Source organism: Thiobacillus sp. SCN 63-57 (assembly GCF_001725555.1).
In the GTDB taxonomy this organism is placed as follows: Bacteria; Pseudomonadota; Gammaproteobacteria; order Burkholderiales; family Thiobacillaceae; genus Thiobacillus.
This window is the reverse complement of sequence record NZ_MEGP01000002.1, coordinates 1-20,004: the sequence shown is the minus strand read 5'-3', so window position 1 is coordinate 20,004 and position 20,004 is coordinate 1. Positions and strand designations below refer to the sequence as shown.

General features: G+C 64.9%; 21 protein-coding genes and 1 pseudogene. 8 read left to right on the top strand and 14 right to left on the bottom strand.

Annotated elements, in window-relative coordinates; all coding sequences use genetic code 11:
- Genes ABT23_RS00720 through ABT23_RS00695 form a run of 6 tightly spaced genes read right to left on the bottom strand, consistent with a single transcriptional unit; the run spans window position 1 to window position 5,172 of the window.
- Window positions 1-531 (bottom strand): TlpA disulfide reductase family protein, encoded by a 531-nt coding sequence (locus tag ABT23_RS00720; protein ID WP_296629760.1) that lies wholly within the window; start codon window positions 529-531, stop codon window positions 1-3.
- Complete coding sequence (locus ABT23_RS00715) at window positions 518-1,120, bottom strand: hypothetical protein (RefSeq protein WP_296629759.1); 603 nt, start codon at window positions 1,118-1,120, stop codon at window positions 518-520. The genes ABT23_RS00720 and ABT23_RS00715 overlap by 14 nt, the downstream gene beginning before the upstream one ends.
- Before the next feature lie 14 nt (window positions 1,121-1,134).
- The gene (locus ABT23_RS00710) at window positions 1,135-1,716 is read right to left on the bottom strand and encodes an aspartate/glutamate/uridylate kinase (protein ID WP_296629757.1); all 582 of its coding nucleotides are present in this window, start codon (window positions 1,714-1,716) and stop codon (window positions 1,135-1,137) included.
- A complete protein-coding gene (pabB, locus tag ABT23_RS00705) occupies window positions 1,701-3,092 on the bottom strand; it encodes an aminodeoxychorismate synthase component I (RefSeq protein WP_296629755.1) in 1,392 nt (463 codons plus the stop codon). Before pabB ends, ABT23_RS00710 begins: the two co-directional genes overlap by 16 nt.
- On the bottom strand, window positions 3,083-4,189 hold the full coding sequence (locus tag ABT23_RS00700) for a hydantoinase/oxoprolinase family protein (RefSeq protein ID WP_296629751.1): 1,107 nt from the start codon (window positions 4,187-4,189) through the stop codon (window positions 3,083-3,085). The genes pabB and ABT23_RS00700 overlap by 10 nt, the downstream gene beginning before the upstream one ends.
- A complete protein-coding gene (locus ABT23_RS00695) occupies window positions 4,186-5,172 on the bottom strand; it encodes an ATP-grasp domain-containing protein (protein WP_296629748.1) in 987 nt (328 codons plus the stop codon). Before ABT23_RS00695 ends, ABT23_RS00700 begins: the two co-directional genes overlap by 4 nt.
- Here ABT23_RS00695 and ABT23_RS00690 point away from each other — a divergent pair.
- Entirely contained in the window at window positions 5,171-5,932 is a 762-nt protein-coding gene (locus ABT23_RS00690) for a HisA/HisF-related TIM barrel protein (RefSeq protein WP_296629745.1), read from the top strand. The two genes, ABT23_RS00695 and ABT23_RS00690, sit on opposite strands and share 2 nt — an antisense overlap.
- Here ABT23_RS00690 and ABT23_RS00685 read toward each other — a convergent pair.
- The 8 genes from ABT23_RS00685 to ABT23_RS00650 all read right to left on the bottom strand — a co-directional run bounded on the left by ABT23_RS00685 (window position 5,841) and on the right by ABT23_RS00650 (window position 13,551).
- Window positions 5,841-7,043 carry a 6-carboxytetrahydropterin synthase gene (locus tag ABT23_RS00685; RefSeq protein WP_296629743.1) on the bottom strand — a complete coding sequence of 401 codons (1,203 nt, stop codon included), beginning with the start codon at window positions 7,041-7,043 and terminating at the stop codon, window positions 5,841-5,843. The genes ABT23_RS00690 and ABT23_RS00685 overlap by 92 nt on opposite strands.
- Window positions 7,044-7,081: 38 nt before the next feature.
- Window positions 7,082-7,594 carry a formaldehyde-activating enzyme gene (gene fae, locus ABT23_RS00680; RefSeq protein ID WP_296629741.1) on the bottom strand — a complete coding sequence of 171 codons (513 nt, stop codon included), beginning with the start codon at window positions 7,592-7,594 and terminating at the stop codon, window positions 7,082-7,084.
- A gap of 109 nt (window positions 7,595-7,703) precedes the next feature.
- The gene (locus tag ABT23_RS00675) at window positions 7,704-8,546 is read right to left on the bottom strand and encodes a triphosphoribosyl-dephospho-CoA synthase (RefSeq protein ID WP_296629739.1); all 843 of its coding nucleotides are present in this window, start codon (window positions 8,544-8,546) and stop codon (window positions 7,704-7,706) included.
- Between the two features lie 37 nt (window positions 8,547-8,583).
- Complete coding sequence (locus tag ABT23_RS00670; RefSeq protein ID WP_296629737.1) at window positions 8,584-9,495, bottom strand: RimK family alpha-L-glutamate ligase; 912 nt, start codon at window positions 9,493-9,495, stop codon at window positions 8,584-8,586.
- Window positions 9,492-10,457, bottom strand: coding sequence for a methenyltetrahydromethanopterin cyclohydrolase (gene mch, locus ABT23_RS00665; protein WP_296629736.1), 966 nt, complete (start codon window positions 10,455-10,457; stop codon window positions 9,492-9,494). Before mch ends, ABT23_RS00670 begins: the two co-directional genes overlap by 4 nt.
- Before the next feature lie 11 nt (window positions 10,458-10,468).
- Window positions 10,469-11,650, bottom strand: coding sequence for an ATP-grasp domain-containing protein (locus tag ABT23_RS00660; RefSeq protein WP_296629734.1), 1,182 nt, complete (start codon window positions 11,648-11,650; stop codon window positions 10,469-10,471).
- A complete protein-coding gene (locus tag ABT23_RS00655) occupies window positions 11,640-12,542 on the bottom strand; it encodes an NAD(P)-dependent methylenetetrahydromethanopterin dehydrogenase (RefSeq protein WP_296629733.1) in 903 nt (300 codons plus the stop codon). The genes ABT23_RS00660 and ABT23_RS00655 overlap by 11 nt, the downstream gene beginning before the upstream one ends.
- Window positions 12,543-12,564: 22 nt before the next feature.
- Window positions 12,565-13,551, bottom strand: coding sequence for a beta-ribofuranosylaminobenzene 5'-phosphate synthase family protein (locus ABT23_RS00650; RefSeq protein WP_296629731.1), 987 nt, complete (start codon window positions 13,549-13,551; stop codon window positions 12,565-12,567).
- 344 nt (window positions 13,552-13,895) lie between these two features.
- Here ABT23_RS00650 and ABT23_RS00645 point away from each other — a divergent pair, with 344 nt between their 5' ends.
- The 7 genes and pseudogenes from ABT23_RS00645 to ABT23_RS00615 form a co-directional block, all read left to right on the top strand.
- Complete coding sequence (locus tag ABT23_RS00645) at window positions 13,896-15,083, top strand: hypothetical protein (RefSeq protein ID WP_296629728.1); 1,188 nt, start codon at window positions 13,896-13,898, stop codon at window positions 15,081-15,083.
- Window positions 15,070-16,734: a formylmethanofuran dehydrogenase subunit A gene (locus ABT23_RS00640; RefSeq protein WP_296629726.1), complete on the top strand. Its 1,665-nt coding sequence runs from the start codon at window positions 15,070-15,072 to the stop codon at window positions 16,732-16,734. Before ABT23_RS00645 ends, ABT23_RS00640 begins: the two co-directional genes overlap by 14 nt.
- Complete coding sequence (gene fhcD, locus ABT23_RS00635) at window positions 16,731-17,627, top strand: formylmethanofuran--tetrahydromethanopterin N-formyltransferase (RefSeq protein ID WP_296629724.1); 897 nt, start codon at window positions 16,731-16,733, stop codon at window positions 17,625-17,627. The genes ABT23_RS00640 and fhcD overlap by 4 nt, the downstream gene beginning before the upstream one ends.
- A complete protein-coding gene (locus tag ABT23_RS00630) occupies window positions 17,624-18,424 on the top strand; it encodes a formylmethanofuran dehydrogenase subunit C (protein ID WP_296629722.1) in 801 nt (266 codons plus the stop codon). The genes fhcD and ABT23_RS00630 overlap by 4 nt, the downstream gene beginning before the upstream one ends.
- On the top strand, window positions 18,421-18,960 hold the full coding sequence (locus ABT23_RS00625) for a histidine phosphatase family protein (protein WP_296629720.1): 540 nt from the start codon (window positions 18,421-18,423) through the stop codon (window positions 18,958-18,960). Before ABT23_RS00630 ends, ABT23_RS00625 begins: the two co-directional genes overlap by 4 nt.
- Complete coding sequence (folP, locus tag ABT23_RS00620; protein WP_296629718.1) at window positions 18,957-19,787, top strand: dihydropteroate synthase; 831 nt, start codon at window positions 18,957-18,959, stop codon at window positions 19,785-19,787. The genes ABT23_RS00625 and folP overlap by 4 nt, the downstream gene beginning before the upstream one ends.
- 28 nt (window positions 19,788-19,815) lie before the next feature.
- Window positions 19,816-20,004, top strand: a pseudogene (locus ABT23_RS00615) (hypothetical protein); the annotation flags it as partial.

Below are 20,004 nucleotides of genomic sequence, written 5' to 3'. Positions count from 1 at the left end.
CTAGGGTTTGAGCAGGGCACGCACCTGACGTTCGATTTCCGGATGGTCGAATTCGCGGCCGCCTACCGCACTGTAGGCGATACGGCCCTGCGAGTCGATCAGGTAGGTCGTGGGTAGACCGGAGATTTTCCAGGTTTGCATGATCCGGGCATGCGGATCGAGCAGGATGGGAAACGAAGGCGTCGCGTCCAGCTGGCTGATGAAGGTGTGAATGGTATCGGCATCTTCGCCGATGTCCACCGCCAGCGCGACGAACGGTGTGCCGGCCAGCTTGCGCGCAAGGCGGTCCATGGACGGCATTTCGCGGCGGCAGGGCGGGCACCAGGTCGCCCAGAAATTGACCAGGACGACCTTGCCCTTGAGGCTGGCCAGGTCGTGCAACTGTCCATCGAGATCCTTCAGGGCCAGCACCGGGGCCGGCGTTTTCGCGGCCTGCTCGGTCAGGCTGTGGGACAAGGCCGGCAGATCCGCCGCGAAGGTCGTCATGCCCACTGTCATGAGCAGGGCGCCCATCATGCTACTGAATTTCATCCGTACACCTCACATTTTCGAGTGTTGTTTTGCGCCCTGCGTCACCTGCGCGCCAGTTGACGATCAGGTTGAAGCGGCTGCCGCGCGGAAGCTGGTAGGTGGTCATGCCCTGATTCCAGTCCCCCGCGTGAAAAGTCTGGGTCGCGGGAAACTGAGCCCAGGCAAATGCGATTCGGGCAGGCTCGGAGACCCCGTGGTCGACCCAGGCCGCATCCCATTCAGCCTTGCTGCGGAGGGCGCGAGCCTTGCCGTCGCCGGCGACGTAGCGCCAGTCGGCCAGGCGGTGTTCGATCGGAAGGGTGCCGATATTGCGGACGACCGTCATGAAGACGCAGCTGGACGCATAGTCTTCCGCCTGTTCCGGGGTGAAGCCGCGCGCCTGATAGAAGGCCCGCGCCTGATCGGGGCTGATCTGCGTCAGACGAAGCTGGATGCCGCGTGCCTCGACCTGCCAGCTTTCCAGGCCGGTTTCAGGATCGCGGCTCGTCTCGGTCGCCCCAGCGGTAATCGCCCAGACAGGCAAAGCGCAGAGGAAAACCAGCAGGTTCCTGACACTGCCCTGTTCCAGTCCGTTGCGTGTCTTGAGCATCGGTGTCTCCCTGATCAGGTCGGCTCGAGCAACCAGGCCGAGATCGTGCTGGCCCCATGGAAATCCAGTACCCTGAGGCTTCCGTCGAATGCGTTTGCAAAGGCGGGGAAGCCCTGGTCCACCCAGCCCGACGCGGCCATCGCAAGGGGATCGGTATCGGTGGGCTGTCCATACTTGACCAGCGTGAGATTGTCGGCTGACAGCTGGATCGCCAGCCACGCAGCCAGGCTATCGGATGTGACGGACCAGTTTTGAGGAAGCTCGGCCGCATGCCGGCACATCTCGGCCGGCATCCAGACGGGCGTGAACCCCTGTCTCAACGCATGGCCGATGTTTCCCAGGCTGTCGGCAGGAACCAGGCTGGGGTTCAGGTCGCACAGCATCAGGCCGTACTGTTCCATGGCCAGGATGGCCATGTGGTGTGCGGCGGCATCGCTGATCCCGGAATGCGTCTGGACTGTGCGCACGACGTCGGCAAAAGGGCCGCCGCCGGGTACCAGCACGGTTTCGCCGCCTGCGGCGGCCAGCGCGTCGAGGCACTGGGCGAGCTCGGGCACGCGGTACAGGCTGCCGCCCAGTTTCACAACCCGGAGCATTGTCCGTCTTCCAGATGGCCTCCGCATTCCCGCATCAGTTTCAACATGGCCGATGCCTTGTCGAGGCATTCCTGATATTCGTCGTCTGCGCGGGAATCGGCGACCAGGCCACCACCTGCCCAGAAACGCAGCGAATGATCCGAGCTGACCATCGTGCGGATGGCGATATTGGTGTCCATGTCGCCATTGAATCCCAGCCAGCCGACGGCACCGCAATAGACGCCGCGACGGTTCGGCTCGAGCTCCTCGATGATTTCCATGGCACGGATTTTTGGCGCGCCGGTGATGGAGCCGCCCGGGAAGGCCGCGCGCAGCAGGCCCACTGCGTCGATGTCCCTGCCGAGACGGCCGGTGACCGTGCTGACCAGATGGTGCACGGTCGCGAAACTCTCGACCTCGAACAGTTTGGGCACGGCCACCGAACCCGCTTGGCACACCTTGCCCAGATCGTTGCGCAGCAGGTCGACGATCATCAGGTTCTCGGCGCGGTCCTTGGTGCTGTCGCGCAGTTCGCGGGCCAGTGCCGAATCGGCTTCGGGTGCGGCGGCGCGCGGGCGCGTACCTTTGATCGGTTTGGTCTCCACCCGTCCCTGCTTCACTTCCAGAAAACGTTCTGGCGAGGAGGAGAGGATGCGTGCACCCGGGAAATTGAGATAGGCCGAATAGGGCGCCGGATTGAGGCGGCGCAGCGTCTGGTATCCCAGCCAGTGGTCGCCGTTGACTTCGGCGGCAAAGCGCTGGGCCAGGTTGACCTGGTAGCAGTCGCCTGCGCGGATGTAATGCTGGATGCGTGAGAATGCCTGGCGGTAGCTGTCGGGCGTGAAGTTGCAGCTGACGGGCCCGACCTGGAAAGGGCGCCGTGCCGTGGCGTGCGGCGTGTCGCTGAACAGGGCGATCAGTTCGTTCCAGCTGGCGTCGGTCCGGGCGTCACGCCCGGAGCCGACGAGCCAGCTGGCGCGTTGCGCATGATCGACGATGACGGCCCAGTCGTAGATGCCGACTGCCATGTCGGGGATGGCTTCGGCGTCACGCGCGTGGCTGGGCAGTTGTTCGATGCGGCGCGCGAGGTCGTAGCCGAAATAGCCGATCGCACCGCCCGCGAACGGGAGGGCCGTGGGGTGTCCGTCCGCCGCGAGATAACGGCGCAGCAGCTCGAACGGGTCCGCCGGGGAGAGTGTCGGCCGGTCGCGTTCACGAATTTCGGTCATGCCGCCCCGGGTCACCAGCGTGACATAGGGGCGCGCCGCCAGGATGTCGAAGCGTCCCATGGTGGAACGCGGCCGTCCGCTGTCGAGGAATACCGACCAGGGTTCGTCGGCGATGGCCTCGAAGCGTTCGGCACTGTCGGGGCAATAAGGTAGAGCGCTTATCCGCATGGTAAGTCCGCAGGCGTGAGGCCTGGAGGGTGGCGGTGGGTTGCGAGCAGCCGTCCCACCGCGACGGCAGGGGCACATCCGTCAATCATATCCTGATGGGCGCGGGCGGCCAGAATCTGCGAGAAATTGATCACCGGTCGCTCGATCCGGGCAGCGAGCCGCGGGCCGAGGAATCCGCCGACGCCTGCGATGACCAGCGGGGCATTTGCGGCCAGCATCTCGCGCGACAATATCTGCCGCACCGCGCGCCCGATCCGGGTCATCTGGGCATCCGCAAACCAGGCCGCCAGTTCGGCCCAGGCCTTGTCGGGCAACTCCCAGGCATCGCGCCCCACCATGCGGGCGAGGCGCACCCGGCTGGCTGACGGGGTCTTGGCACCGCCGTCCGCGGCGTCATGCAGATCGGCTTGTGCGGGGAGCAGGCCGAGGATCCGGTAGACATCCGCACTGGTCGCGAAATGCTCTGCCATCAGCGGCGTGAACTGTCCGGCCACCGGGGCTTCGCTTGCCAAGGCCATGAGCGACGTGCGGGCCACGCCGGTGTAGACCAGTTCGCCGGCGGACAGGCGGTCGCGGTCGCTGCTGCTGGGCGTGGCCACCGATCCGTCCCGGATGGGAATCAGGTCCGTGGTGGTGCTACCGATATCGACCAACAGGGCCTCGCTGATGCAGGTCGAAACCAGGTGGGCCGTGGCATGCCAGTTGGCGGAGGCAACGCGCCCGGCATCCTGGCTGGCCTGGCTGGCATCGTACCAGCCCTGGCCGCCGGCATAAAAACGCACCCGGTCGGCGCCCAGGCGCTGGCTCAGCAGGGCGACCAGGGCCTGCACGCCGGCTTGCCGCGTTTCGAACAGGTCGACCATTTCTCCGGTCATGGTGACGGCATGCACGCAGGCATCGCTTGCCTGCATCGTGGCCTCGATCCGGTCGATGGCCTGGTGCAGTTGATCGAGACCGCGCCATAGCGCGCAGGGCACGAGCCAGACGCCGGAGGCCGTGCCGTCGCGCTCGATCCGTGCGGCCTTCAGATGCGCGCCGCCGACATCCCATCCGATCACGGCTTCATCCCTGGGCGGCATGCGTGTCGGCGCGTTCATAGGGCGCGCGCTACGCGCGTAGCGTTCGTCAGGTTGGCCGGCGGCAACGCGCTCATGGGCGGATGGTCCGGCAGGGCCAGGACTTTCCCGGCAGGATTGAATCCCAGCATCGCGTGCAGGCCGGCATAGGAGACGGTGAGGCGGGGATTCACTTCCAGAACCACCGGCCCGCTTTCCGTATCGATCAGGTCGATCCCCACATACCCCCACAGGCCGGGGATGGCGGAGACCACGCGCTGGGCCAGGCTGGCATAGCGCTCATCCGGATCGGGCAGTGCGTGGGGCGTCACGCCGTGGAAGCGCAATTGGCCGTCTTCCAGCCGGATGTGCTGCCTGTTGACCGACAGCAATTGGCAGCCGCCCGGCTGACACAACACGGACAGGGACAGCGGCTCGCCCGAAAGAAACGGCTGAAAAACAAATCCTGCGCTTCCTTCGTCCAGCGCCCATTCCTCGGCTGAGGCCTGGTTGTAGAAATACAGGGTGTCCTGGCAGCCGGCACCCTCGTCCGGCTTGGCCACCACCGGGCCTTTCGTCGTCATCGGGAAGGGCGAGGTGAACGTGGGAACCACGGGTATCCCCGTGCGGCCCAGTCGTTGCGCGGTGGCATGTTTGCTGGCCGCAATGCGCACGGCGTCGGGCTGGCAGCCCAGGAGGCGCTTGCCTGCAGTCAGGATTTCCTGGTTCAGGGATTCGAGTATCCCGGCCTCTTCCGGCGCGACCGGCCATACCGCATCCGACAGCGAGAGGCAATGCCGGTAATCCTCACTGAAGCGATGGGCCTCCGTCTCGATGATCTCCACCTTGTCCATGGCAGGCCGGGGCAGGCGGCAGTCCCGCAGCGTCAGCACGTCCACGCCATCGAGGGCGCGCAAGTCGTCGACCAGCGCTTGCCACATGACTTCGCCATCGTGTAAAAACCCAGGCAGCGCCATACTGGCGAATCCTCCTCCCGTCACATACTCGAAAACAAACACTTTCATGCCCGCCTCCCTAGCGCTCATCCCCGTACTCGACCTGATGGACGGACAGGTTGTGCGTGCTTTTGGCGGCCGGCGCGACGAATACCGGCCGCTGGAATCGGCCTTGTGCAGTTCCAGCCGTCCCGAGGCGGTGGTGGCGGGGCTGCTTGCACTGTATCCGTTCCGGCGGATCTATATCGCCGACCTGGACGCCATCCTGGGACAGGGCAATCACGGAAGTGTAGTGGAGGGGCTGCAGCGATTGCATCCGGATCTCGAATTCTGGGTGGATGGCGGCTTTTCCGATGCGGCGGCGGCCGAAGCCTGGCAGGCGGCGGGTCGGGGACGGCCGGTGCTGGGCAGCGAGAGCCTGGCGGTTCTTCCGGAACGCGACGCATGGCCGGCGCAGGGTGTGCTGTCGCTGGATTTCCGGGGGGACGATTTTCTCGGTTCGGCCACGTTGCTGCAATACCCCGAACGCTGGCCGGCGGAGGTGATCGTCATGACACTGGCGCGCGTCGGCATGGATGCCGGCCCCGATCTGGCCCGGCTGGCGCAGTTGCAGCGCCTGAATACCGCCTGTCGCCTGTATGCGGCGGGCGGCGTGCGCCAGGTTGACGATTTGACCGCATTGGCCCGGGCCGGGGCGGCCGGTGTCCTGCTGGCATCGGCCCTGCACGACGGCAGGCTCAGTCGCCCTGAGCTTGACGCTTTTCATGCTGCTCATCCCACGTCCGCAGCCAGTGACGCCAGGGCGAATGTCCCAGGGCCGGATCGGTAAATCGACCCAGCAGCGGCTGGCTGCCCTGGCGCTGCCAGGTTTCCAGATCGGGGCCGCTGTACTGGCACCATGACTGCGGCGTTTCGTACAGGGTCAGCTCGATCAGTTCGGGCAGGAAATCGATGAGCTGTTCCCAGATGTACACGCTCAGCAATTCCGTGGTGGAGCGCCAGGCCAGTTCCGGCCCGGCGTAGTTGAGGGTGTGGTGGTCGAAGCGCTCCACCACGCGGGTGTTGACCACGCGCTTGAGATAGCCGTAATCCAGTACGCAGCCGGTGATCGGGTCGATCTGCCCGCGTACCTTGACGTGCAGGACGTAGCGTCCGCCATGCAGGTTGCTGCATTTGGCGGGATGGTCGGTGAGGAAGTGGGCGGAATCGAACACGACCTCCTTGCTCACCGTGACCTCCGGGGTATCCGGATGGAAGCGCGGCCAGACGCCGGGCATGGCTTCGAGCTCGCCGCGCAGGCTGTCCAGCAGGCGCGTCGTGTCGGCCTTGGTCAGCGTGCGCAGCAGCGGCGTGCCGGCAGCCAGCAGATGGCGGGTGCGCACGTTCAATTCGCGCGACAGGAATTCGGTTGCCGCTTCGGCTTCGTCGTTCGAAGCGAAAGGCAGGAATAAAAATCCGGCATGCAGTTCGGCTGCATGGGCCAGATAAGTTGCATATTTCAGGCGCTGTTCCGGTGGAGGCACCCTGGCGGGGAGCCAGGGGCCGACCAGATTGCGCTTTTGCGTCACCAGGCGGTTTTTCGCCACGACCCGATGAGTGCCGGGCGCGTAGTGATATTCCTGGTGAAACCGGAAGCCGTAGGGAGCGAGTTGCGCCAGATCGCAGAACAACAGATCCAGCCAGGAGACCTCGCCCTCGACGAAACAGACCGATCCGGCATCATGGACCTTGCCAGCCAGGCGCAAGCCGGCCAGCACGGCCCGTGCCGTCTCGTCAGGTACGGCGACAGGCATGAGCGGGAGCTCCGCCTGCGCGGCGCCTGCCTCGATCCTGTCCGGCGATACCAGCAGGTCGAGCGGCAAGGCGTGACGTAATGCATATTCCTGCAAGGTAAGGCCGCTGCAGGCGAGCAGGTGCCCGTTGTCGAGTTCGCTCACCATGGCCCCACATTCCTTGCAAATCACGCCCGTTCTCCCGATCAGATATGCGCGGCGAAGGGGTGGCCGGCCTTCGCTTTTTGGGCAACCACCTCAGCCGCCTTGGGTGTGCCAGTAATGGCACGCTTGATGGATTGCTTGGTGGCTTCGTAGTTGTAGTCCTGGATCTTGGCGTCGTCCTCGGCTTCCCAGTGGATGAACACGCCCACGCAGATGAACAGATCGTCCGCTTCATTGGCCGGGATGGTGCCGTCTTCCACGCAATCGGCGACAGCCATCGCCACGCCGCGCTGGGCCGGTCCGAACATCTGAACGGCCTGCTTGGCACCCTTGATGGTCACCTTGTTGAACATCATGGTGTTGGGCTTGGTCTGCAGGTTGGGAGCCACAACAGCCAGCAGGGAAGTGAATCCGTCTTTGTTGTTGACGAGGCCATTGCAGAACGCCGCTTCAACGGCGCTGCCGCGCGGGCCCATGATCAGATCGATATGGGCTACTTCGTTGCCTTCGCCAACCAGGGATTCACCGACCATTACGCTATTGATTTTCGCCATCATTTACTCCTTAAGTTGAACAGACTCGGTTGGGTTATAGCGGCTCGCCAGCGCCGAGTCGTCCGTCGGCTGACCACTTGTTGCATGACCAACCAGGTGTTTCAGTAGATCAAACAAACTGAGAATCCCCCTGGGTATGGTTTGGAATACAGGTTGCCTCCCCGTGCAGAAGCTGATCTGTCAGCCATGCCGCCACGGTCAGATCGGCACTCGTGCCCGGGTTGAAACCTGTGGATTTGAGGGTCGTGTCCAGACCCGTCAAATGGGTTTTGGCGCAAGTCCAGTCGGCGCATTGGCCCAAGCGGGCAATGCAATCGAAGGCCATTGTTCTCACGGCACCCGCTGCACTGCTGCCGTGTTTGCGCCAGATGTGGCTGTCGGAAAAACTGGCCATGAATCCGAGATAGGCGGTCGTGACCGCCGCTGTCTCGCTGCCCCAGTGCATGCGTCCCTGATGCAGTGAAACCAGTCCGGGACCGAGGATGTCTGCATAGCAATGGGTGTACTGATAGGCGATGCGATCCCGGGCAGCCGCTTCCCGCATGGCTTCCAGCAGCGTGACGACCGGCGTTTCCCGAACATCGTGGCGAGGGCTTTCGCCGAGCCCGCCAGGTGCGGCCAGCCGGATGGCCCGGTAGACCCATTCCGCGTCATCGCGAGTGAGTGCAGCCAGGCTGCGCTGGAGCCGGTGCGCCAGGATATCTCCTGGCATGCAGTGCTGGGCGGCATGAATGAGCGGCACAGCCAGCAACACGATGCCGAGGTTGGTATTGCAGCCGACCGCTTCCCGGGTTGCCTCGACTGCGCGGTAGATCCGTTCGCCGATTTCAAGGTCGGGATTGGCGACATGCGGCGCGGCTGCCTTGGCGCTGATCAGGAAATCCTCGGCGGTCATGCCGTGCCCCGGGGATTCCCAGCTCACGTTGCCGGGCTTGAAGGCGACCACGTCCATCTCGCAGGCGGGGCGACGGGCATTTGCAGCAGGGCGTTCATGCGCACTGCTCCCGGGATTCCCTGACCACGTGCCGGTCGAGAAAGTCATCCACCAGCATGGCGGCGATATTGTCCTTGACGACGCTTTGCAGGCCGCGCCAGGCCGGAATGCTGTTCACTTCCAGCACGTTGAGGCGGCCTTCCGGATCGCGTATCAGGTCGACGCCCGCATAGTCCATGTCGAGTGCACGGGCGGCGTCCTCGGCCAGTCTGGACAACTCCGGGTCGATGGGGGCAGGCCGGCAGGCGGCGCCCTGGGCCACGTTGTTGATCCAGCTGGTGCCTTGGCGCGTCATGGCGGCACGGCTGCGGCCGCCGACCACGAGCACCCGGTAGTCCTCCCATGAACCCGTCGCGCCGCCGATGTAGCGCTGCAAGTAATACACGCCCTGGTATGCCTCGCCCGGCGGGAGATCGGCGGGAGAAGCCAAGCGCTTGAGACCCGCTCCCTGGGAACCGAACAGCGGCTTCAATACCAGCTCGTGCCCCAGCGCAATTTCGCGCATGATCAGCGCGCGCGCCTGAGATTCGGACTCCGTCACCCACGTGGGTGGCGTCGGAATACCTGCCCGATGCAGCAGCAGGCTGGTCATGGCCTTGTCCACGCTTTTTTCGATGGCGCGGACCGAGTTGTAGACGGGCACGCCCAGCAACGGCAACACGTGCAGAAAATCGAGACGCAGGATGACCTGTTCCAGGGTTCCGCCCGGCACGCCGCGCACGAACACGCCGTCGGGCAGTTCATGCTCGAAACCGGGTATCGCCACGCCGCCGCTCTGGCCCAGGTCCACCCGGCAATCCGTCAGCGACTGGTAGCTGGCCGCGTAGCCTCTGCGCGCGAACGCACGCTTGAGCTGCTTGCCGTGCCAGCCCGGATCGTCGGTGAAGATCGCGATGCGGCGTGTCATGAGAACGAGCGCTCCAGCAGGTCTGAGTTGAGCTGGCCGGCGCGGAAACTGCGCCCTGTTCCGAGACTGGTCACGATGATCTGCGCCGGCGCGAACAGCAGCGGGTCGATCTTGTAGAAGTCGTGTCCGGCAGCCTTGAAAACCTGCGCGAAAGGCTGGCCATAATCCTTGGAAGCCTCGCTCGGCATACGCTGCGCAAGCGCCTCGGCCGCCGCTTCCTCGCCGGCGACAAACAACTGGACGCGGCCGCCGAAAAGAATCGCATCGTTGGTGCGGCCCATGGCGGTCAGGAAATCCGGTGACGGCGGACAGACCGGAGCCGTACCCATGCCGTCGACGATGTGATCGAGCGGGAAACCCAGGAAGTGCGCCTTGTGCAGGGCCACTTCGAGTACGCGGGCCACTACCTGCACGCCGCCGGCCAGACTGGTGGTGGGCGTCAGGATCAAGGTCAGCCGGTCGGGGGAGACGTCGCACTGGCCAGCGATCTTGTCCAGCAAGGGCAGCGGCGGGATCTTGTCGGTTTCCAGGACGAGGCAGGCCGAGTCCGCGCGATCGCGATAAGCGAGTTCACCGAAGAGTTCTTCCTTGCCGGCCAGGGCACGGCCGGGACCCGATCCCAATGCGAAGAAACTGCCCTTGCCTTCGCCGTGCGACAGGCTCCATCCGGCGTACTGGCTGCCCAGACAGGCCAGCACCGGCTGTGCGGTGGAAACGGACAACTCCCAGGGCCAGGCGGCCTGGGCAGCGGCCGGAACGAGCGTGACGCGTCCGAGGCCGCCGAGGCAGATTTCGGCGATGCGCCGGCCTGCCTCGATGCCGCCCGCCACCCGGATGCCGGCATCGACGATGCGTACGCCATTGTCCTGCCGCGAAACCGCCAGGCGCAGTTCCGCGGCGTGGTCCACCAGGTATTCGACCAAGGGGGATGCGAGCTGGTTGACGCTGGGAATGTGATTCATCGGGTGTGTCATCAGGCAGGGAACATCTGAGTGGAGTGCGCGACGGCATGGTCATTCCAGCCGGCTGTGGGGGAGGCGAAACGATCCAGCCACTGAAGGATCTCCTGACGCCGGCCGAGCGCCTGGTACCGGGCGGTGGCCGCATCCGGGCCGTCCGCACGGACCGTGCAGACAGGGTCGCCGGCCTCGATCACGCTGTCGGCCCAAGGCAGATCAGCACACCAGGAAGGCCAAGCGAAATCGGCCGGGATCAACAGGCGGGTTTCGGCGTAGACCACTGCCACGGCCATGCTGCCGCCCGGCTGGGGCAGGCGGGCCGGCAGTCGGCCCTTGCAGGCTTCGACGTGCAGATCGAACAGGCAGGGCAGCAGCGGCACATCCCATAATTCCAGTGTGGCGGGCGGACGCGGATTCAGTTCCAGCAATACCCAGCCGGAGGGGGTGACAATGAAATCGAGGCCGTTGAGGCCGACCAGGCCGAGCCGAGCGGTGAGCGCGCGTGCCGCATGCGTGACGGCTTCGTCGACCCCGGCCGGGCCGGCATCCATGCGTGTCGCACCGGCATAGCTCCAACGTCCGGATGCCTGGGGCGGGGTTGTCAGGGGCTGGTTGAAACCGATCGAGCAGATGTCGCGCCCATTGGCCAGAAACAGGAAGGACCATTCCTCGCCGGCAACCTGTTGCTGGAAATAGCGTCCCGCATCGCTTTCGGGCAAGGCGGATGCGAGGCGTACATGCGTGCCGCCGCATGCGCCGGCCTGTTTGGACAGCCAACCGGCGACCTCTGCAGGGCGTGACATGCGGGTTGCCGGATGGGGAATGCCGAGCGCCGCGAGCAGGTTGCTGAAGCGTTCCGGATCCGCGACGGTTTCCAGGACCTCCGGCGAATTGCCCAGTACGATCCGCCCCTCGGACAGTCCGCGCAGCAGAGCCGGCTGGGCTTCGAGTCCCGATCCATAGACCAGACCGAGACAGGCGGCAGGCGGACAGACCGAGTCGGCCGCATCCAGCATGGCGGTCGCGTCGAATTCGCCGTTGCGGTCCAGCGGCGAGCGTGTCCATTTCAAGGCCATCCCGCAGGTATCCTGGTCGGCGAAGGCATCGATCCCGACGACCGAACGCTGTGCGCGCGCTGCCGCCTTGGCCAGTATGCGCCCGGACAACGAGGTGAGCAGAAAGGCCTTAGGCGGCATGCAACCGGGCCTCGCGCAAACAGTCGGCAAAGCCCAGATAAAGCGGGCTGTCCGTGCGCAGCATGGCCTGCAGCAGGCCTTGCTGAACCTTGTATTTGATGTTGCCGATGGCGAGCGGACCGATTCCCACGGCATGCCCGGAGGCTGCCACAAGCGGCTTGCCATCGTCCATGACGCCGATCCCTTCGATCCCGGCCGGCGGGACTGCATTGATGTCGGCCGCCACCAGCAAGCGTGCCGCGTGCGCGAGATGCGCGGGCCCCATCACTTGGACGCCGGCCTTCGCCGTGGCGAGCGCGACTTCGGTGTCCGCGATGAGCGCCGCCTTGGCATCGTCGGAACTGGCATCGATGGGGCGTATCGTCACGCCGAAGCGGGCCTGGATGGCCTCGGCGGCGGACTGTGCCCGGAACAGGCCATCGTGGCCGGGAATCGTGACCTCGGCGCCCGCCTGGGCGGCGAGCACGGCAGCAATCATGCCAACCGGGCCGGTGCCGCCGAAAACGGTGACGCGGCGGCCGGCAAGCGTGCTGCCATGGGTGCTGGTCAGGGCTTTTTCCACGGCGGCAATCATGGCCGCGGCGGTAGTGAAGGCGCCGCTCGGATCGGCGAAGACCGACACTTCGAAGGGCGGCACCATTGCCTTGCGTGCGGCGTCCAGCATGCCGGCGGCGAGCATGGGATCGCGTCCGCCGATGAAGATGCCGGTGTGCTTCACGCCTTTCGGACCCCGGGAAAAGATGGCGTCCTGGGTAAAGCCTGCGATGTCTTCCAGCCCTACGCCCGAATACGGGATCACGGCGTTCCAGCCGGCATCGTAGGCCATGTTCACGTCAAACGGGCTGACCCGTGTGCCGGGCGTGGCGAAGTGCAGCAAATAGGGTTTTTCCATTGTTTTCTCCAGCTGTTGTTATTCAGGAATGCGCCTGGGCTCGGTATGCTTCGGTACGGATTTCCGCGCCGCGATTGCGGCCGGAGCACACCATGAATTCCAGCCCTTCGGTACCGAACTCGTTGTACGCGGCACGTGCCAGGGAACGTGCCTGAATTTCCGAGTCGATCAATGCAAAACCGGTGGGTCCCCACGAGCTTTGCCCGATGCCTTCGGCGCCGTTCCGTGCCAGCCAGGCCAGTGCGCTGGCCACGTGATGGCTGGCGAACCGTCCGCCTTGGGCCGGCGCGAAATGATCGCCCACCGTCTGCTGGATGGCGTGGATGGCGGCGCCGAATCCCGGAAGATCCTGCTCGACCAGGGACGGCATGGCCTGCATCAGCGCGAGCCGGCACAGGTGCGCGGCTCGCGCCTCGGGAAATTTTGGCAGGGCGGCGAAGGCCCGCTTTTCCTGCTCGCCGTGCAAGCCCTTGTAGGTCTTGTCCATCACCAGGATCACGCGCCACTGCGCGGGAAACTCGATGCGCGAAATCACCAGGGGCGGGTCGCCTTCGTCCTTGCGTCCGCCATCCACCACGAATCCGCCCTGCGTAAACAGGCCCAGGCCGATGCCTGAACGCGCGCCCCGATTCAATTTCCTGGCCATGTCGTGGACCGGCCAATCCACGTCATACAGCCGGGCAAGCGCCGTGCCGACGGCCAGGGCGAGTTGGGTACCCGAGCCGAGGCCGGCGTGATCGGGGATGGCCTGATGGACCTGGATATAGGTGCCGTCCGTAATGCCCATGGCCGCGAGCGATTGGCGTGCGAACGATTCCACCCGCTCGGATTGCGGACCTTCTGCCGAAACCTGTTCGGCCGGATAGGCGGTCAGCGTCGTGGCCAGTTCATCCAGTGACAGACCCAGGCTGCCGAAGCGCCGCCCCAGTCCGCCATTGAGGTCGAGAAACCCCATGTGTAGCCGTGCGGAGGCTCGTACGGTAACGCTGATCGTGGCGGTATGTGGCATGTGTATATGGAGTGGTGCAAAGCGTGTAAGCCTCTGGAAGCAATTGCTATGCCAATGGGAAAATACATAAATAATCAATCGTCTAGCTTTACATGCTCAGAGCGACGATGTGACAGACTGTCACGCCGCTCGCATCGGCCGCGTGACATCTTTTATGGAGGAAGGCGGCATGCGTCGACGGGAAACTGCCTGCCTGGCCAGACACATAGGCGCAGCCGCGACATGCATGGCATGGATCCTGCTAAATGCTTTGGCACTTCAGTCTTTTTGAGTCTTCTATCTCAGTGTCCAGTCCTTCGGTTTGTTGTCCTTTTTGCGGTTTGCTGTGTGACGATCTGGAAGTCGTGCGCGAGGGGGACGGCGTGCGGCTCGAACGCCCGGCGTGTCCCCGCGCATCGCGGTTGTTTTCCATCCCGGACCCTGGCCAGGCCATGATTGCCGGCTTGCCCATCAGCCTGGATGAAGCTTGCCGGTCGGCGGCGATCATCCTGTCAGGTTCGCACCGCCCGCTGATCGGCGGACTGGGATGCGATGTCACGGGCCATCGCGCTGCCCTGTCGCTGGCGGAAAAGCTGGGGGGGGTGGTCGATCACATGCATGGCCGCGCACAGTTCCGCAATGTGCAGGCTTTCCAGGATGGCGGCTGGGTGACGACCACCCTGTCCGAGGTGCGCAACCGTGCCGACCTGATCGTGCTGGCGGGCACGGATGCCTCGCGCTATCCGCGTTTCTTCGAACGCTGTCTTGCCCCGGCGTCCCAGTTTGGCGAGTTGACGCGCAAGGTCGTGGTTCTGGGCGATCCCGTGCCGTCCATTCCCGTCATGGACGGCGTATCCGTTTCGTCCATCCCGATCGATGCGGGCCGCCTGGGCGAATTATTTGCCGTCATGCGCGCCAGCTTGGCAGGGATGCCTACGCGTGCCGCAGACGTGGCGGGCGTGTCGATCGGGCAGATCGAGGCCCTGCTGGCCGATATGCGTGCGGCCCGCTATGGTGTGCTGGTCTGGAACGCGGCGGAACTGGATTTTCCGCAGGCCGATCTGACCATCCAGTCGGCCGTGAATCTGGTCAAGGATCTCAACCAGGCGACGCGATGGTCCGGGTTGCCTCTGGGGGGCGACGATGGTGGCACCTCGGCCGCGCAAACCTGCACCTGGCAGACCGGCTACCCCTTGCGCACCGCATACGAAATCGCCGGTCCGCGCTATGAACCGCTGCTGTTCGACAGCGACCGTCTGCTGAAAACAGGGGAGGTGGATGCGCTGGTCTGGATATCGGCGTTCGATCCCGAACGCACGCCCCCTGCCGTGGATTGTCCGACCGTGGTGCTGGGTCGGGCCGACATGCGGTTTGCCCGGGCGCCGGATGTGTTCATTCCGGTGGCCGTTCCGGGTGTACAGCATGCGGGTTTCCTGCATCGGATGGATGCGGTGGTGGCCTTGCCCTTGTCGGCGCCCGCATCGTCCAGCCTGCCGAGCGTGGCCCAGGTCCTTGCCATCATCCAGGGAGAGACGAATCATGCTGCGGCTTAAGAATGGCCGGATCTACGACCCTGCGCACGGCGTCGATGGCGAGGTCCGCGATCTCTATATCGAGGATGGCCGCATCGTGGCCGCACCAGGGCCGGATGCGAGAATCGATCGCGACATCGATCTCGCCGGCCGCGTGGTGATGGGCGGCGCCATCGACCTGCATACGCACATCGGCGGCGGCAAACTGAACATTGCGCGGGCGCTGTTGCCGGAGGACCACCGCCAGGATCCGCTCCCGACCAGCGGCGGCATGCATGCCGGCTGTGGTCACGCCGCGCCCTCGACCTGGACCACCGGTTACCGCTATGCCGAGATGGGCTATACCGCCTGCTTCGAGCCGGCCATGCAGCCCACCAACGCGCGTCATACCCATCTTGAGATGGGCGATACGCCCATGGTGGACAAGGGCGCCTACGCCATGCTCGGCAGTGACGACTTTTTCCTGCGCATGCTGGCCAGCGGGGCGGACCAGCGCCTGATCAACGACTACGTGGGCTGGACGCTGGATGCGAGCCAGGCCATGGCCATCAAGGTGGTGAATCCGGGCGGCATCTCTGCCTTCAAGTTCAATGCCCGCAGCCTGGATCTGGACGAGGCCCATCCCTATTACCGCGTGACACCCCGACAGGTGGTGCAGGCACTCGCGCGGGCTGTGCACGACCTGGGTGTGGCGCACCCGCTGCACGTGCACGCGAGCAACCTGGGCGTTCCCGGCAATGCCGACACCACCCTGGCAACCATGGCCGCGGCGGAGGGATTGCCCATCCATCTGACCCACATCCAGTTCCACAGTTATGGCACCGAAGGCGAGCGCAAGTTTTCCTCCGAAGCCGAGCGTATCGCCGATGCCATCAACCGCATGCGCAATGTGTCGGCCGATGTCGGACAAGTCCTGTTCGGCCAGACGGTGACCGTCTCGGGCGACAGCATGAAGCAGTACGGCAACCATCGCCATGCCAGCCCGGACAAATGGGTGGTCATGGACATCGAATGCGACGCGGGCTGCGGCGTGGTTCCGTTCAAGTACCGCGACAAGAATTTCGTCAACGCCCTGCAATGGGCGATCGGTCTGGAACTGTTCCTGCGTGTCAACGATCCCTGGCGCATCTTCCTGACCACCGACCATCCCAACGGTGCGCCCTTCACCAGCTATCCGCACCTGATTCGCCTGCTGATGGACAAGCGCTTCCGCGATTCGAAGCTGGACGAGATCAACGCCGAGGCCGCCGCGCACAGCCAGCTGCGCAGTCTGGATCGGGAATACAGCCTCTACGAGATCGCCATCATGACGCGCGCTGCACCGGCCCGCTCCCTCGGCCTGACCGATCGCGGCCATCTGGGTGAAGGGGCGGCGGCCGATATCGTGGTCTATCGCGACGATGCCGACCGCGAGGCCATGTTTGCGCAGCCCGAGTATGTGTTCAAGGACGGCCAGCTCATCGTGCGCGACGGCAAGGTGGTGAACGTGGTCAATGGTGCACTGCACGTGGTGAAGCCCGAGTACGACAAGGGCATCGAGAAACCCCTGAAGGATTATTTCGACCGTTACATGACAGTCAGGATGGAAAACGTCCGCATAAGCGACGACGAGATCTGCACGTGCGGCGCCAGCAAACTGATTCCCCATGTGTGCAAGGGGAGGGCGGCGTGATCATCAATGGCGTATACATCGACGACACCTATGCGGAAGCCTTCGGTATGAAGGCAACCCGCATTGTCATCACCGCGGACAACCTGACCTGGGCAAAGCATGCGGCCAACGCCGCCTTCGGCTTTGCCACCTCGGTCATCGCCTGCGGCTGCGAGGCGGGCATCGAACGCGAGTTGTCTCCGGAGGAAACACCCGACGGGCGCCCTGGCGTGGCCGGCCTGCTGTTTGCGGTCTCCACCAAGGAGTTGGCCAAACAGCTGGAGCGGCGTGTCGGCCAGTGCGTGCTGACCTGTCCCACCACGGCCGTGTTCGCCGGCTGCGAAGGCGAAGAGTCGCTGCCGCTGGGCAAGAACCTGCGCTATTTCGGCGACGGCTGGCAGATGTCCAAACTCATTGCCGGACGGCGCTATTGGCGCATCCCGGTGATGGACGGCGAGTTTTTGGCCGAGGAAACGACCGGCCTGATGCGTTCGGTCGGCGGCGGCAATTTCCTGGTCCTGGCGCGTTCGCGCAGCCGGGCGCTGGCCGCCTGCGAAGCGGCAGTGGATGCCATCCTGCGCGTTCCTGGCGCCATCGCGCCCTTCCCGGGTGGGGTGGTCCGCTCGGGCTCCAAGGTGGGCTCCAAATACAAGGCGCTGCCTGCCTCCACCAACGATGCCTTCTGTCCGACCCTGCGCGGCGTGGCGAAAACCGAGCTCAGTCCGGGCGTGGACGCCGTGCTCGAGATCGTGATCGATGCCGTCACCGACGCCGACATGCGCGTGGCGATGAAGGCCGGCATGGATGCGGTCTGCGGGATCGGTGCGGCAGGTGGCATCGTACGTTTGTCGGCGGGCAACTACGGCGGAAAGCTGGGCCAGTTCCACTATCGGTTGCGGGAGATTCTGGCATGACGACACTGAGCTTGCGCGCCGTGCCGAACGGACGTGTCGACATGACCGGCGTACTGCCGGAAACGCTCGCCGGGCGGCGTGCGGATGACATCGCGAAGCAGATCATCCATCTGGCAGGCAACCCCATGATGCTGGGCGACCTGTTCGAGGTGGACGTGGACGAAACCGACATGCTGGTGATCCGTACGGACAGCGATCGACTCGATTGCCTGGGCAAGGGCATGAGCACGGGCAGCGTGCGGATCGAAGGACCGGCAGGGCATTACGCCGCGCAGGGGATGCGCGGCGGCGAACTCGATATCCACGGCGATGCCGGAGATGGCGCCGCCAACGGCATGATGGGCGGCCTGTTGCGCATTCGGGGCAATGCCGGCGACTGGCTCGGTGCCGCATTGATTGGCGACCGTACCGGCATGGCGGGCGGCGTGGTGGCGGTCGAGGGCAATGCTGGCGATCGTCTCGGCGATCGCATGCGGCGCGGGTTGATTCTCGTACGCGGCCAGGCGGGCGACGCCTGCGGCGCGCGGCTTCTCGCCGGCACGCTCGTGGTGGCGGGTGGCTGCGGTACCCTGCCGGGATCCGGCCTGCGACGCGGAAGCCTGATCCTGGGCCGCAGTCCCGAAGCCATCCCACTGAGCTTCAATGATTCGGGTCGGGTCGACCTGAGTTACCTGGGATTGCTGCATCGGCATGCGGAAAGCTTCCTGCCCGGGCTGCTGCCGGCTTCCACGCAAGCACACCGCTACATGGGCGATCTGGCCTTCGGCGGCAAAGGGGAGATCCTGGTGCTGGCATGAAAATGGTGTGTCTGCGCCACGGCGAATCCGAGTACAACCTGCGCGGCCTGTGCAATGCCGATCCGGCCGTTCCGGTGTCGCTGACGCCGAAGGGGCGGTTGCAGGCGGCGGCGGCCGCACAACGCTTGCGGGATGTGCCGATCCGGCGCGTGTATGTGTCGCGCCTGAAGCGCGCTCACGAAACCGCGGCCATCGTCAACGCGTCCCATTGCGCCGACATCCATGTGGATGGCCGGCTCGACGATCGCAACACCGGCTACGAAGGTCAGCCGGTTGCGCAGTATCTGTCGGCCATGCGCGGTGCAGCCGATCCATTTTCATGGAAGGCGCCTGCAGGCGAGTCCTATGCAGAGATGGTCAGACGCGTGCACGGCTTCCTGGAAGAGATCGAACATGAAGACGCGTCCACGGTGCTGGTGGTGGCGCATCACGAGGTCCTGCAGGCCGTGACGGGACATTTTCGGAAGCTGAGCCTGCCCGAGATGTGGAATGTCTGGGTGGATCACTGCGAAGTACTGGAATTCGACCCGGCATGACGGCATTCACTTGTGGACGTTTCCACTTTACGCTGGCGCGTCCCCTGGTCATGGGCATCGTCAATGCGACGCCCGATTCGTTTTCAGACGGCGGGCTTTATGCCGCCCGCGAGCGTGCTATCGAGCATGGGTTGCGACTGCGCGAAGAGGGGGCCGACATCCTCGATATCGGCGGCGAATCCACCCGGCCCGGCGCCACCCCGGTGGAAGCCGAGGAGGAATTGAGGCGGGTGCTGCCGGTGCTCGAAGGTCTGCGCGACTGCGGCGCCGCACTGTCGATCGACACCATGAAGACGCCGGTGATGGCGGCCGCCCTGCACGCAGGGGCCGACATGATCAACGACGTCAATGCCTTGCGCGCGCCCGGTGCGCTTGAGGTCGTGGCGGCTTCGCACTGCGGTGTCTGCCTGATGCACATGCAGGGCACGCCGCAGACCATGCAACAGCAGCCGCGATACGGCGACGTCGTCGCGGAGGTGTTGGAATATCTGCACCTGCGTACGGAGGCGGCGGCGCGGGCGGGCATCGCCCGGGAACGCCTGCTGTGGGACCCCGGCTTCGGCTTCGGCAAGACGCCCGCGCACAACATCGCCCTGTTTCAGGCACTGGACCGTTTTACATTGGCGTCGCCGACCCTGGTGGGCATCTCGCGCAAATCATTGTTCGGCACGCTCACCGGCCGGCCGGCGCCGGAACGGCTGGTCGCCAGTATCACGGCGGCCACGCTGGCCGCACTGAAAGGCGCGGCGATCGTGCGCGTTCACGATGTCGCGGCCACGGTCGATGCCCTGAAGGTCCTGCATGCATTGGGTATGGAATCCCGGTAATCCTTTTCAACTTCAGGAGTTTTCTCTCATGCGCTCACGTCGCCATCCCCATGCTTTTCTATTGCTGGCCGCCCTCGCTTCCCCCGTCTGGTCCTGGGCCGGCGATGTGAAGATCGACCATGCCTGGGTGCGTGCCACGGCACCTGGCCAGAAGGTAGCGGGTGCGTTCATGGAAATCACAGCCGACCGGGACATGGAACTCGTCGCGGGAACGACC

Bases quoted from the DNA above. Each gene is read 5' to 3' on its own strand.
- ABT23_RS00715 (WP_296629759.1), bottom strand. From the start codon at position 1,120: ATGCTCAAGACACGCAACGGACTGGAACAGGGCAGTGTCAGGAACCTG.
- ABT23_RS00660 (WP_296629734.1), bottom strand. From the start codon at position 11,650: ATGCCGCCTAAGGCCTTTCTGCTCACCTCGTTGTCCGGGCGCATACTG.
- ABT23_RS00700 (WP_296629751.1), bottom strand. From the start codon at position 4,189: ATGAACGCGCCGACACGCATGCCGCCCAGGGATGAAGCCGTGATCGGA.
- ABT23_RS00630 (WP_296629722.1), top strand. From the start codon at position 17,624: ATGACGACACTGAGCTTGCGCGCCGTGCCGAACGGACGTGTCGACATG.
- ABT23_RS00640 (WP_296629726.1), top strand. From the start codon at position 15,070: ATGCTGCGGCTTAAGAATGGCCGGATCTACGACCCTGCGCACGGCGTC.
- ABT23_RS00655 (WP_296629733.1), bottom strand. From the start codon at position 12,542: ATGGAAAAACCCTATTTGCTGCACTTCGCCACGCCCGGCACACGGGTC.
- mch (WP_296629736.1), bottom strand. From the start codon at position 10,457: ATGAATCACATTCCCAGCGTCAACCAGCTCGCATCCCCCTTGGTCGAA.
- fae (WP_296629741.1), bottom strand. From the start codon at position 7,594: ATGGCGAAAATCAATAGCGTAATGGTCGGTGAATCCCTGGTTGGCGAA.
- folP (WP_296629718.1), top strand. From the start codon at position 18,957: ATGACGGCATTCACTTGTGGACGTTTCCACTTTACGCTGGCGCGTCCC.
- pabB (WP_296629755.1), bottom strand. From the start codon at position 3,092: ATGCGGATAAGCGCTCTACCTTATTGCCCCGACAGTGCCGAACGCTTC.
- ABT23_RS00650 (WP_296629731.1), bottom strand. From the start codon at position 13,551: ATGCCACATACCGCCACGATCAGCGTTACCGTACGAGCCTCCGCACGG.
- ABT23_RS00710 (WP_296629757.1), bottom strand. From the start codon at position 1,716: ATGCTCCGGGTTGTGAAACTGGGCGGCAGCCTGTACCGCGTGCCCGAG.
- ABT23_RS00670 (WP_296629737.1), bottom strand. From the start codon at position 9,495: ATGACACGCCGCATCGCGATCTTCACCGACGATCCGGGCTGGCACGGC.
- ABT23_RS00625 (WP_296629720.1), top strand. From the start codon at position 18,421: ATGAAAATGGTGTGTCTGCGCCACGGCGAATCCGAGTACAACCTGCGC.
- ABT23_RS00690 (WP_296629745.1), top strand. From the start codon at position 5,171: ATGCCCGCCTCCCTAGCGCTCATCCCCGTACTCGACCTGATGGACGGA.
- ABT23_RS00720 (WP_296629760.1), bottom strand. From the start codon at position 531: ATGAAATTCAGTAGCATGATGGGCGCCCTGCTCATGACAGTGGGCATG.
- ABT23_RS00695 (WP_296629748.1), bottom strand. From the start codon at position 5,172: ATGAAAGTGTTTGTTTTCGAGTATGTGACGGGAGGAGGATTCGCCAGT.
- ABT23_RS00685 (WP_296629743.1), bottom strand. From the start codon at position 7,043: ATGGTGAGCGAACTCGACAACGGGCACCTGCTCGCCTGCAGCGGCCTT.
- ABT23_RS00675 (WP_296629739.1), bottom strand. From the start codon at position 8,546: ATGGACGTGGTCGCCTTCAAGCCCGGCAACGTGAGCTGGGAATCCCCG.